General features: G+C 65.3%; 13 protein-coding genes. 11 read left to right on the top strand and 2 right to left on the bottom strand.

Translation table 11 applies throughout. The features are described from left to right. Positions 1–17 precede the first annotated feature (17 nt). Entirely contained in the window at positions 18–1,037 is a 1,020-nt protein-coding gene (locus BLU88_RS08540) for an aminoglycoside phosphotransferase family protein (protein WP_092012452.1), read from the bottom strand. Further along, on the bottom strand, positions 1,034–1,996 hold the full coding sequence (locus BLU88_RS08545; protein ID WP_092012455.1) for a hypothetical protein: 963 nt from the start codon (positions 1,994–1,996) through the stop codon (positions 1,034–1,036). Before BLU88_RS08545 ends, BLU88_RS08540 begins: the two co-directional genes overlap by 4 nt. A 247-nt stretch (positions 1,997–2,243) precedes the next feature. Between BLU88_RS08545 and BLU88_RS08550 the strand changes: the two genes are divergently transcribed. From BLU88_RS08550 to rpsO, 11 genes are all read left to right on the top strand, one after another. Then, positions 2,244–2,708, top strand: coding sequence for a ribosome maturation factor RimP (locus BLU88_RS08550; protein ID WP_092012458.1), 465 nt, complete (start codon positions 2,244–2,246; stop codon positions 2,706–2,708). A 137-nt stretch (positions 2,709–2,845) separates the two neighbouring features. After that, positions 2,846–3,808 (top strand): transcription termination factor NusA, encoded by a 963-nt coding sequence (nusA, locus tag BLU88_RS08555; RefSeq protein WP_092012461.1) that lies wholly within the window; start codon positions 2,846–2,848, stop codon positions 3,806–3,808. Positions 3,809–3,879: 71 nt separating this feature from the next. Continuing rightward, positions 3,880–4,155 (top strand): YlxR family protein, encoded by a 276-nt coding sequence (locus BLU88_RS08560; RefSeq protein ID WP_092012464.1) that lies wholly within the window; start codon positions 3,880–3,882, stop codon positions 4,153–4,155. 130 nt (positions 4,156–4,285) lie between these two features. Beyond that, positions 4,286–7,150 carry a translation initiation factor IF-2 gene (gene infB / locus BLU88_RS08565; protein WP_092012467.1) on the top strand — a complete coding sequence of 955 codons (2,865 nt, stop codon included), beginning with the start codon at positions 4,286–4,288 and terminating at the stop codon, positions 7,148–7,150. A 193-nt stretch (positions 7,151–7,343) separates the two neighbouring features. After that, the gene (gene rbfA / locus BLU88_RS08570; protein ID WP_092012470.1) at positions 7,344–7,778 is read left to right on the top strand and encodes a 30S ribosome-binding factor RbfA; all 435 of its coding nucleotides are present in this window, start codon (positions 7,344–7,346) and stop codon (positions 7,776–7,778) included. A gap of 192 nt (positions 7,779–7,970) precedes the next feature. Beyond that, on the top strand, positions 7,971–8,849 hold the full coding sequence (locus tag BLU88_RS08575) for a ligand-binding protein SH3 (protein ID WP_092012474.1): 879 nt from the start codon (positions 7,971–7,973) through the stop codon (positions 8,847–8,849). Between the two features lie 12 nt (positions 8,850–8,861). Continuing rightward, positions 8,862–9,839 carry a tRNA pseudouridine(55) synthase TruB gene (truB, locus tag BLU88_RS08580; protein ID WP_092012476.1) on the top strand — a complete coding sequence of 326 codons (978 nt, stop codon included), beginning with the start codon at positions 8,862–8,864 and terminating at the stop codon, positions 9,837–9,839. A gap of 101 nt (positions 9,840–9,940) precedes the next feature. After that, complete coding sequence (locus tag BLU88_RS08585; protein ID WP_092012479.1) at positions 9,941–10,561, top strand: hypothetical protein; 621 nt, start codon at positions 9,941–9,943, stop codon at positions 10,559–10,561. Further along, the gene (locus tag BLU88_RS08590) at positions 10,551–10,922 is read left to right on the top strand and encodes a hypothetical protein (protein ID WP_092012482.1); all 372 of its coding nucleotides are present in this window, start codon (positions 10,551–10,553) and stop codon (positions 10,920–10,922) included. The genes BLU88_RS08585 and BLU88_RS08590 overlap by 11 nt, the downstream gene beginning before the upstream one ends. Positions 10,923–11,022: 100 nt before the next feature. Then, positions 11,023–11,961, top strand: a complete 939-nt coding sequence (locus BLU88_RS08595) for a bifunctional riboflavin kinase/FAD synthetase (RefSeq protein WP_092012485.1) — start codon at positions 11,023–11,025, stop codon at positions 11,959–11,961. A 91-nt stretch (positions 11,962–12,052) separates the two neighbouring features. Then, a complete protein-coding gene (rpsO, locus tag BLU88_RS08600; RefSeq protein WP_039210907.1) occupies positions 12,053–12,322 on the top strand; it encodes a 30S ribosomal protein S15 in 270 nt (89 codons plus the stop codon). Positions 12,323–12,596: the final 274 nt, after the last annotated feature.

Consider the following 12,596-nt stretch of genomic DNA (forward strand, 5'->3'; position numbering starts at 1 on the left):
TCAGGTAGTAAGAGGGGTCAGCCGATGGGTTTGAGGGCGTGAGCGTTGACCCCGGCGACGTCGGCACCGGACAGCGCACGGGCCACCCACAGGGAACGGGCGGCATCAGCCAAGCCCGAGGTCGAACCGCCGGAGGCCGCGCGCAGGTACCAGAACATGTTCGTGATCTCCCGGGCCACGGTCGCACCCATCCCGTACTGCGGATCGACCCCGGCACACAGCGCCAGATCCGTGGCGAAGCCGCGCAGCCACGCCGCCTGCGCCTGCGGATGATCCGAGGGGATCTCGGCCAGGCGGTTCCACAGGATCGGGGCCAAGGTGTACGCAGTCGGGCCGGCCAAGGGCTGCGGGTCGATGGCCTTCCACGTCGAGATGCCCGTCGGATCCGGATTGCCGGCGAGGATGTTGTAGTAGTGCAGATCGGCATGGATGAGCCAATGCTCATCCGACGAGGCCAGGGTCTGCATCCAATTGCGGGCGAACGACAGCAGCAGGGAATCGTGCGGCCCGGCCTCCGACCACCCGGTCAGCAGCGCGGCATCAGCATCGAACGAGTTCAGCCACCCGGCCACGACATCCTGGACCCGCAGGAACTCCGAGGTCGCCGGAATCTCCAAGGACCGCTGCAGGGCACCCCAAACCGGCGGGACATCGGACAGAGGAAGCACGGACAGATTGTCCTTCGTGCGCAGGCGTTCCTGCAGAGTGACCCGGAAGCTGCGATCATCCCGGATGACCCGGACCGCCCCGTGCCCATTCCACATCTTCAGCGCCCGCAGGGCCTGCGCATGCGCGGCCGTATGCGCGGAGGTGGGCGCGGCGAACCGCAGCACCCCCTGATAGTTCTCCTGAGTGAGCACCGGAATCACCAAGGACTCGCAGCCCGCCCACGGCGCCCCCGGCACATCGTCGAAGCGCAGCTTCCACCGATCGAGGACCTCATTGGCCATATAGTCGAGCGCCGCAACCCACGAATCGGTGCGATATTCGCCGATGATCTCGCGCGTCGCACGGTGGAGAACAGGTGGAACCTTCACTCGTGCACCTCCGCCTGCCCGGGTTCGTCATAGGTGAAACGCAACGGCTGCGCAGCGGCGAAGACCGAACGGGTCCGGGCCGATTCCCAGAGCCTGAGAATCGCCGAGGCGTCCGCGTCCAACCAGGGCAGAAGTGCGGAGGCGATGCCGTCCTCAAGAGAGAGCGCGAGATCCTTCGCCGACTCCGCATCCGTCGGGGTGGGGTCGAGCTTCCACGCCGAGGCGGCCGGATCAGCCGCGTCCTCGCCGAGGAATTCGAGCATCTCCCCGGACAGAGCGCTCAAGGATTCGAGCCGAGCCAGAGCAGACTTGCGTTCGCGCGACATCGAATGGAAATTCACGGCGAGCCGTTCATAGCCGTAGGCTGCAGCCCGAGACTGATTGAGGACCGCGTTGAAGGTCTTGGTGCGGTCGGTCCGCTTCTCGTCGCCGGCCTCGCTCTTGTCTTCAGTTTTCTTCTGCTTCCCAGGCTCGGTCTGATCGAGTTCCTCACGGCCGGCGCGGATGAGTTCCTCGGCGGTGGTGATGATCTCCGGCTTCTTGGACCCGGCGACCAGGGCCAGACCTGTGGCCACATCGGCCAGGACGGGAATGAGACCCGAGCCCAAGGACGACGAGGCTTCGAAGACGGCACGGGAGGCCACTTCGGCAGCCTGGACGAACGTGCGGTCCTTCTCGGTCGGGGGCGCCTCGGTGGCGAACTCACTCGGCGGATTCCATACCGGTCCGACCGCTGCAGTGAAATCGGCGAGGTCCTCACCAGCGGTTTCGGGGTCTCCAACGCCGGTGGAGGTGGAGTCGAGGATGCGGGCCAGACGATTGCGCAGCTGCTGGGTCGAATCCAGTGTGGGGATCTCGGGATCCTCATCGAGGCGCAGGCCGCAGGCGCTGAGCAGGCCGATGCTCAGCCCGCCGACGCCGGCAGTGAGCAGGCTGCGGCGACTGACGGGAAAACGCATACGGCAATCCTATCGGATGGCCGGTCACAGCCCCGGGGCGGCAGACCGACCACCGCCCGACAGCGCGCTCGACTCCAGACCGACCTCGGAACGAGACTCGACAACCCCGCCGAACCGGCACGAAGGCTTAACCTCGACGGCGGCTGTCGCTTAGGGTGGGTGAGAACACGACGGTCGCACACGTGCACGGTGCGCCGGCCCCTCGCCCCGCCTCGGCGAGGGGAGAGGCCAGAGATATGGAGGAGAAATGGACGAAGACGTCGAGCGGATCAAGGGCCTGCTCTCCCCGCCCCTTCAGGATGCGGGATTCCACCTCGAGACCGTCAAAGCGGTAGCAGCCGGACCTCGGCGCACGCTCACCGTCGTCGTCGACCTCGACGAATCGAGCACCGATCCGATGTCGATGGAGAAGATCGCCGAATCAACGAAGATCGTCGGCGACGCCCTCGACGAGGTCGAGATCTTCCGGGACAGGCCCTACCAGCTCGAGGTCACGAGCCCCGGCGCGACCCGGAAGCTCGAGACCCCACGCCACTTCCGACGCGTCATCGGCCGGCGCCTGGAGATCACGACGAAGAAGGACACCTTCAAGCTCGACCTCGCCGAGGTGGGGGAGAGTTCGATCACGGGAACTGACCCCCAGCGCAAGGAGACGAAGACGGTCGACCTCGGCGAGATCCGCAAGGCCCAGGTGGAACTGAAGTTCCGCTGAGGCGCACCTCACGCTCTGCATGCGGTGCGATGGCCCCTTCGCAGGCACAGAGCAGGCGCAGACTGGGATAGACTGTTACGCCTGCATAAGTGAACACAGACAATTCAATGCTCGGTTGAGCCGGAGAGGACTAAAACATGGACATCGACCTCAATGTTCTGCGCGTCATCGAACGAGAGCGTGAGATTCCGCTGGAAACCCTCGTCGAACTCATCGAACAGGCTCTCTTCCTCGCCTACCAGAAGACCGAAGGGGCCTGGCCAGACGCCCGTGCCGAACTCGACAAGTCCACCGGTGAGGTGCGCATCCTCGCCGTGGAGTTCGACAATGACGACAATCCGATCGGCGAATTCGACGACACCCCCACCGGCTTCGGCCGCATCGCCGCCCAGACCGCCCGTCAGGTCATCCACCAGCGGCTGCGCGATGTCGAAGACGAATCCCTGCTCGGGACGTTCAAAGGCCGTGAGGGCGAGATCGTCTCCGGCATCATCCAGCAGGGTCGGGACCCGCAGATGGTCCAGGTCGACATCGGAGACGTCGAAGCCGTGCTGCCGCCGCACGAACAGGTCCCCGGCGAGACCTACGCCCACGGCACCCGCCTGCGCGTCTACATCGCCGATGTGCACAAGGGTGCGAAGGGCACCTCGGTCACCGTCTCACGCACCCACCCGAACCTCGTGCGCAGGCTCTTCGCCCATGAGGCCCCGGAGATCGCCGACGGCACCGTCGAGATCGTGTCGCTGGCCCGCGAGGCCGGCCACCGCACGAAACTCGCCGTGCGCGCTACGAAGCCGGGTGTGAACGCGAAGGGATCGTGCATCGGCGAACTCGGCTCGCGCGTACGCGCGGTGATGAACGAACTCGGCCAGGAGAAGATCGACATCGTCGACTACTCCGACGACCCCGCGAAATTCATCGCCCACGCGCTGTCGCCGGCCAAGGCCAAGAGCGTGGAGATCCTTGATGCCGCTGCTCAGGAATCACGTGCCGTCGTCCCCACCGACCAGCTCTCCCTGGCCATCGGCAAGGAAGGGCAGAACGCCCGCCTGGCGGCGAAGCTCACCGGTTGGAAGATCGACATCGTCGCAGGCGAGTAGCCTCATGCAGTGATTCGCACCACTGGCCCCCTTGGCGCGCGCGGGGTGCCGGTACTGTAGAATCATTGATTGTGAATGTTGGTGATGGACCCGAAAGGACGTGCATCGCCTGTAGGCAGAAGGCCGGTCGGGACGAGCTGACACGCTTCGTGTTCCGCCCCGACCAGCACCCCGCCGTCGTCCACGATGTGTCAGCGACACTGCCGGGACGTGGTGCGTGGGTGCACCCTGATGTGAAGTGCCTGAACAAGGCCCTGACCACTGCCGCCTTCGCTCGATCCTTTCGAACGAAGATCACCGCCTCGGATCTCCCGAGGATAGATACCGAACCCATACAGAACGGGTAGCCGAATGGATGACAAGTTGTGAGTGTCGCACGATGACACCCAAACGGAATTCGAGAGAGCAGTGAAATGAGTACTGCTCTTCATTGATGAGGTTCTTTCCTGACCGGGAAAGAACCCGGACAGGAGAACTGTGGCAAAGCCCCGTGTCCATGAGCTCGCGAAAGAGCTCGGCACAACAAGTAAGAACGTCCTCGAAAAGCTCCAGGACATGGGCGAATTCGTTCGCTCCGCCTCTTCGACGCTCGAAGCGCCCGTCGTGCGCCGCGTGAAGGAGGCATTCGCCGATTCTGCTCCCGCTGGTGGTGAGAAGTCCAGTGGCGCGAAGAAGGCCGCCAAGCCGGCCGCGAAGCCCGGAGCCCCCAAGCCCGGTGCGAAGCCCGCACCCAAACCCGCCGCGAAGTCCGCGCCGAAGCCCGGCGCCAAACCGGCCGCTCCGAAGGCCGCGGAACCGACCGAGGCTCCCGCAGCCGAAGCGAAGCCTGCTGCCGAAGCGAAGCCGACTGCATCCTCGGCGCCGAAGCCCGGCGCCCCGAAGCCGTCCGCCGCGCCGAAGCCCGGCGCCCCGAAGCCCGGAGCCCCGAAGCCGGGAGCACCCAAGCCGGGCGCGGCCAAGCCCGGTGGCCGTGGGGGCGGACGCCCCGGCAACAACCCCTTCGCCTCCTCGCAGGGAATGCCGAAGCCTGGCCGCGGACCCAAGCCCGGCGGTCGTTCCGGCGGTCAGGGTGGTCAGGGCAGCCAGGGTGGCCAGGGCGGACGCCCCGGCAACAACCCGTTCGCACCCTCGCAGGGAATGCCGAAGCCCGGTCAGAAGCCGCGCGGCGCTGGTGAGGATTCCTCGGGCGGTCCCCGTCCGGCACCTCGCCCGGGCGCACCTCGCCCCAACCCGTCGATGCTGAAGAACTCGGCACTGAACAAGCCCGCTCCCGGCCGCGGTCGCGGCGGCGGACGCGGAAATGCCCCCGGCGGCGCACCCGGTGCACCGGGCGGCGGTCCAGGCGGTCCTCGTCGTGGACCCGGCGGCGGTCCCGGTGGTCGCGGTTCAGGTCGCGGTCGCGGAAGCACGCAGGGTGCATTCGGCCGCGGCGGCGGTCCGCGTCAGAAGGGACGCAAGTCGAAGCGGGCGAAGCGCGCAGAGCTCGAGCAGATGCAGGCTCCGTCGGTCGGCGGCGTCACCGTTCCGCGCGGAGACGGCAATACGCCGCTGCGTCTGCGTCGCGGCTCCTCGCTGGCCGATTTCGCCGAGAAGATCAACACCGATCCGACGAACCTCGTGACCGTGCTCTTCCACCTCGGTGAGATGGCCACGATCACCCAGTCCCTCGACGAGGCGACCTTCGAGGTCCTCGGCGAAGAGCTCGGCTACAAGATCGAGATCGTCTCGCCCGAAGACGAAGACCGTGAGCTGCTGGAGACCTTCGACATCGACCTCGATGCCGAAGCCGCGGAAGAGGACGACGAGGACCTGCAGGCACGTCCGCCGGTCATCACCGTCATGGGGCACGTCGATCACGGTAAGACCAAGCTGCTCGATGCGATCCGTTCGGCCAATGTCGCTTCCCGCGAGGCCGGCGGAATCACTCAGCACATCGGTGCCTACCAGGTCGAGGTCGACCACGAGGGCCAGGATCGCAAGCTCACCTTCCTCGATACCCCCGGTCACGAGGCGTTCACCGCCATGCGTGCCCGTGGTGCGAAGTCGACGGACCTCGCGATCCTCGTGGTCGCCGCCGACGACGGCGTCATGCCGCAGACGATCGAAGCTCTCAACCACGCTCAGGCGGCCGATGTGCCGATCGTCGTGGCTGTGAACAAGATCGACAAGGAAGGCGCCAACCCCGCCAAGGTCATGCAGCAGCTGACCGAATACAACCTCGTGGCCGAAGAATACGGCGGCGAGACCATGTTCGTGCCGATCTCCGCGCTCAAGCGCGAGGGCATCGACCAGCTGCTCGAATCCGTTCTGCTGACGACCGATGCGGCTCTGGACCTGCGAGCGAACCCCGACAAGTCCGCTCGCGGCATCGCGATCGAAGCCAAGCTCGACAAGGGTCGCGGTGCGGTTGCCACCGTCCTCGTCGAGTCCGGCACCCTGCGTCAGGGCGACGCCATAGTCTGCGGCACCGCCTACGGACGTGTGCGTGCGATGTTCGATGAGAACGGCAACGTCGTCGAGGAGGCAGGACCCTCACGTCCCGTGCAGGTCCTCGGTCTGTCGTCCGTGCCGCGCGCCGGTGATTCGTTCATCTCCACCGATGACGATCGCACGGCTCGCCAGATCGCTGAGAAGCGTGACGCCATCGAGCGCAACGCCGCTCAGGCCCGCGGCCGCAAGCGCATCAGCCTCGAAGACTTCACGAAGGCTCTGGCTGAGGGCAAGGTCGACATGCTCAACCTCATCCTCAAGGGCGATGTCTCCGGTGCTGTCGAAGCACTCGAGGATTCGCTGCTCAAGATCGATGTGGGCGACGACGTCGACCTGCGCATCATCCACCGCGGCGTCGGTGCGATCACGGAGAACGACATCAACCTGGCCACGGTCGACAACGCGATCGTCCTCGGCTTCAACGTCCGTCCGGAAGCGAAGGCTCGCGACCTGGCCGACCGCGAAGGCGTCGACGTCCGCTACTACTCGGTCATCTACCAGGCGATCGACGATATCGAGTCCTCGCTCAAGGGCATGCTCAAGCCCGAGTACGAAGAGGTCCAGACCGGTACGGCGGAGATCCGCGAGGTCTTCCGTTCGTCGAAGTTCGGCAACATCGCCGGCTCGATCGTCCGCGACGGCCTCATCAAGCGGAACTCGACCGCTCGCGTCACCCGCGACGGAATCGTCATCGGCGACAACGTCCACATCGAATCGCTGCGTCGGTTCAAGGACGATGCGACCGAGGTCCGCGAAGGCTACGAGTGCGGTATCGGACTCGGCAAGTTCAATGACCTGCGCGTCGGCGACATCATCGAGACCTTCGAGATGCAGGAGAAGCCGCGCGACTGATCGGTCGCGGAGAGAGTCGCCCCCGATGAATCTTCAGCGCAGCAGCGCAGACGAGGGCGGGGGTGGGACTCATACCGTGAGTCGGAGGCTCCGGTCGGCCCCAGGAGATGGGGACCGGCCGGAGCCGGTTCGATTCCACAGCTAATATAGGGCCGGAGAGAAGCTTCGGCCCCGAAACAGAAGGACACGCACCATGGCAGACTCGACACGGGCCCGCAAGATCGCCGACCAGATCAAGGTCATCGTCGCCAGCACCATCGAGCGCAAGCTCAAGGATCCCCGCCTCGGCTTCGTCACCGTCACCGATGTGCGTGTGACCGGCGATCTGCAGCACGCCACCATCTTCTACACCGTCTACGGCGATGACCAGGATCTCGTCGGCACCGGTCATGCCCTCGAATCGGCCAAGGGCTTCATCCGCTCGGAGGTCGGCAAGGGACTGACGATCCGTCTGACCCCGAGTCTCGAATTCATCGCCGATGCCGTCCCCGAGGCGGCCGCCCGTCTGGACGGACTGCTCGCTCAGGCCGCCGCCGACGACGCTCGTGTGGCCGGGTTGGCCGAGAACGCACAGCATGCAGGTGAATCCGACCCGTACAAGAAGAACGACGCCGCCGACGAGGACTGATCGTCCCATCTGGCCGATCCCGGCTTCGCACCTGGTCACCGGGGGAGAACGGCCGATCGGCGAATTGAGGCCCGATCTGAGCTTCGTCACGTCAGAAAAAAAAGTTCTCGTAACAGTTTTGTTATCTTTCCGAGATGTCGTAGACTTTTTGCGGTAACGAAATGATTACGACTCTGTTAAGGGAATTCTGCATTGGGTAAGCACTCCTCACCGAAGCCGTCGTTCGCGAAGCAGCTGATCCGGGACCTGACTCCCGGCAAGCGCCCCGCTGGCCGACGCGCAGCGAATGCGCCGTCCTCGGCGACTTCCGTGCTGGCGACCGTCAAGCAGCGTCCTGTCGTCGCCGCGATCGCCGTTCCGGCGGCCGCGACCGCCGCTGTCGTCGGTTCGACCGTTGTCATGGGACCGCCCGAGTCCGGCAACGTCACGACCGAAGCCGCAACGACGACTCCCGAGGAGTCGACCACTTCCTCGTCCGTGAGCCAGAAGGAGCTCGACGCCGAACGCAAGAAGGCCGGCGAAGAGTACCTGGAGAAGGTCAAGGACGACCCGAAGTACAAGAACAAGACCTCGAAGACCGACCTCGAGGTCAAGGCTCCGCCGAAGCCCAGTCCGACCGCCGAGTCCTCAACCTCGGAGGCGAGCGATGATTCGTCCTCCGACGAGAAGTCCAGCGACGAGAAGTCATCCGGCGAAGGCGAAGGCACCTCCTCGGACACTTCGGCTCCGCCGTGCAGCGTCTCCTCCTCGATCGAATCCGGTCTGCTGCCGAACGCCGTCAACGGCTACCGTGCTGTCTGCGCGAAGTTCCCCGAGGTCAAGACCTTCGGCGGACGTCGCCCCGGCACCGGTTCGGATCACAACACCGGTGAAGCCGTCGATATCATGATCACCGGCTCCACCGGCGACCGCATCGCCGATTACCTCATCCAGAACCAGGGCGCGCTGAACGTCAAGTACGTCATCTGGAAGCAGCGCATCTGGATGCCCGGACAGGGGTGGAAGGGCATGGAGGATCGCGGGTCCGCGACCGCCAACCACTTCGACCACGTGCACGCGTCCTTCAACTGATCGTCTGACCCAGTGAGCGACTCTTCCCCACAAGGCGTCCTAGTCTGCGACAAGTCGCAGGGACTGAGCTCCCACGGCGTGGTCTCCCGCATCCGCCGCTGGTTCGGGACGAAGAAGGTCGGCCACGCCGGCACTCTCGACCCGATGGCCACGGGCGTCCTCGTGCTCGGCCTCGGCCGCGGCACCAAGTTGCTGACCTATATCACAGGGGTCTCGAAGACCTATTTCGCCACCATCCGTCTGGGGTCGTCGACCCCGACGGATGACGCCGACTCCGAACCCGATCGCTTCGCCGACCCGACCGATCTCGCTCGGATCGACGCTGCGGCCGTCCAGGCCGCTGTGGCCAAGCTGCGCGGACCCATCGACCAGGTGCCGAGCGCCGTCTCGGCGATCAAGGTCGACGGCAAGCGCTCCTATGCCCGCGTCCGCGCCGGTGAGGATGTCGAACTCAAGGCTCGCCGCGTCGAGGTCTCGGCCTTCGAGATCATCGACATCCGCTTCGCTGCAGAAGAGGGTCATATCGATGTCGATGTTGAGGTCGACTGCTCGTCCGGGACGTACGTTCGCGCCCTGGCTCGCGACATCGGCACCGACCTCGGCATCTTCGGCCACCTCACCGCGCTCAGGCGGACTCGCGTCGGCGATTTCCACATCGACCAGGCTGTGACACTTCCCGAAGATCTCGATGTTCCCGCACCCACCCTCATCTCACTCGCCGAGGCGGCCCGCACCCTTCTGCCCGTCGTCACCGTCGATGCCGATCGGGCCAAAGCGCTCATGCAGGGCAAGACCGTTGCCGCCGGCGACTGGCGTGCCGACCCGCGTACCGATTTCGGCAGCTCGGACCCGAGCACCGACACCGTCGCCGCTGATACGGAGAACCGAGAAGTCGCCGTGGTCTGTGACGATGAGCTCGTCTCCGTGGCGGAAGTGCGTCGGAGCGGTGGCTTGAAGTCGCTGACGGCCTTCGCCATCGACCTCGCCTGAGCCGGCGCCAATCGCCGGCAGAAGGACAACGAAATCAGTTGTATCAGTCGATTACAACTTAAACTCTTGTATCTTGCTCTGTCATCTGGTCTACTTGTCCTATGTTCGTCCTGACCATCGACCAGCAGGATTCGCGGTCGACCGCCGACGCGGTGCCGCGGATCCTCGACGTCTTGACTCCGATCGACACGGTCGTTCCCTTCGCCCGCACCATCGGTGACGAGGTCCAGGGAGTCCTGGATGCTCCCGATGCCGTCGCCGAGGCGGTGCGCCGAATCGCCATCGACTCCGACTGGCATATCGGCATCGGGATCGGTGAAGTCGAAAGGCCCCTGCCGGAGTCGACCACTGAGGGCAGGGGAGCGGCCTTCTATGCAGCCCGGCAGGCGGTCGAGGCGGCCAAATCCGCCCCCGCCCACCTCGTTGTGAGTGCCGACTCGGACGGAGAGCACCGTGGTCTGGCGGAGGCGGCCCTGCGCCTCCTCGTCAGCACACTGTCCGAGCTGCGCAGTCACTCCCGGGGCTACGTCGGCCTCCGGCTCGACAATCCCGATGCCACTCAGGCCGAGATCGCCGCAGAGTTCGACGTCTCACAGCAGGCCGTCTCCCGCGTGCTGGCAGCCGGCCCCGCCGACATCGTCGCCGGTGCCGAGCATCTGGCTCAATACCACCTTTCCCGCCACCGCGTCACTCAGTCGGAAGGAACCGCACGTGTGGACTGAAGTGCTCGTTGCCGTTGCGGCCGCGCTCGTCGCGGCCCTCATCGGCTGGCCCCTCGTTCCGCTCTTCCTCCGCCTGACCCACAAGGGCCCGGGGGCCAAACCCGAACGGACGGGAGCCGAGGACATTGAAGTCCTGCGCGGAGGGCTGTGGATCGGCATCGTCGAACGCGCTCTCATCGCCGGAGCGATCGTGCTCGGTCGCCCCGAGCTCATGGCCGTGGTCATTGCGGTCAAAGGGCTCGGACGCTTCGCGGAGATCAAGTCCTCGGCGGCTGCGGGTGAGCGGTTCATCATCGGCACGTTCGTCTCGATCGCCCTGGCCTCCCTCCTCGGTGTCATCGGCTGGGCGATCGTGGCCTGACCGAGTCCTCCCCGGTCCTCCTGGCTCGGCGAGGTGCCGGTTAGGAGGCAGAAGATCTCTGCGATAATCTGAATCGGTGCACGGAAGGAGCGAATGTCTGGTGGAGCTGTATCACGGACTCGGTGAAGTCGAGGTCGATGCTATCGGCACCGTCGTCACCCTCGGCAACTTCGACGGCGTGCACCGCGGGCACCAGACGGTGCTGACTACTGTCGCCGGCCTGGCCAGGCAGGAGGGCCTGCGCTCGATCGCGATGACCTTCGACCCGCACCCGCGCACGGTCCACCGCCCCGAGGAACCGACCGTGATGATCACCTCGACTCGGCAGCGCGCCGATCTCATCGCCGCCACCGGAATCGACGGCCTCCTCATCCAGCCCTACGACCTCGACTTCGCCGCACAGTCGGCCGAGGAGTTCGTGCGCAGATACTTCGTCGAAGCCCTGCGGGCGAAGATCGTCGTCGTCGGCGACGATGTCCGCTTCGGCAAGGACAATGAAGGCACGATCGAAACTCTGTGCCGCCTCGGCGAGAAATTCGGGTTCCGGACCGAGACGATCGATGAGGTCGGGCGCGGGGGACGGTATTCGTCCTCCCGGGTCCGCGAGCAGCTCACCGCCGGTGATGTCGCCGAGGCGGCTGATCAGCTCGGGCGCTACCACGCACTCCACGGCACCGTCGTCCACGGCGATGCCCGTGGCCGCGACCTCGGATTCCCGACGGCGAACCTGTCCGAGAATCCCGACGGGCTCGTTCCCGCCGACGGCGTCTACGCCGGATGGGCGACGTTCTCCGGTGAGGATCAGTCGTACCCGGCCGCGATCTCCGTGGGTACGAATCCGACCTTCCAAGGGCAGGTCCGACGCGTCGAGGCGTACGTGCTCGACAAGGAATTCGGAGAATTCGACGTCTATGACCGTGAGATGACTCTCGAATTCGTCTCCCGCATCCGCGGGCAGGTCGCGTTCACCGGGCTGGATGACCTCATCGTGCAGATGCATGAAGACATCGCCGATGTGCGCGAAGTCCTGCACACCTGATAAGCTGATCTCTGCCGTTTTCACCGGCCGCGGTCCCATAGTGCAGAGACTTCCGGTCCCTGCGCCGCGCAACGACACGAAGGAGAACTCCATGGCTCTCGATACCGCTGTGAAGCAAGAGATCATCAAGGAATATGCAACTCACGAGGGCGACACCGGTTCTCCCGAGGTTCAGGTTGCACTGCTGACCCGCCGGATCACCGACCTGACCGAGCACTTCAAGGATCACAAGCATGACCACCACTCGCGTCGTGGCCTGCTGCTCCTCGTCGGCCAGCGTCGTCGCATGCTCAAGTACCTGGCGAAGGTCGACATCGAGCGTTACCGTTCGCTCATCAAGCGCCTCGGCCTGCGCCGCTGATTCGAGTCGACTGATCGGCACCGCCCGATCACCGTCGATAGCTGCTCGGAAGCGTCCCACCTCTCGGTGGGGCGCTTTCGTGCTTCTGCGGTAGACTCATGCGTGGACGCACATGCCATGGACGTTTCGGTCTTCGGTAGTGGCCTCCGGAGGAATGCGCGCCGACACCGGCTTGCAGATGCAAGCGGCTGCCGGCACCGGTTCCGTGGGCCCCGATCGATGACCGGCGTGGATCCATGCATCGTCCACTGCCAATATTCCGCCGGAAGGGCGC

It is taken from the genome of Brevibacterium siliguriense (assembly GCF_900105315.1).
GTDB lineage: Bacteria > Actinomycetota > Actinomycetes > Actinomycetales > Brevibacteriaceae > Brevibacterium > Brevibacterium siliguriense.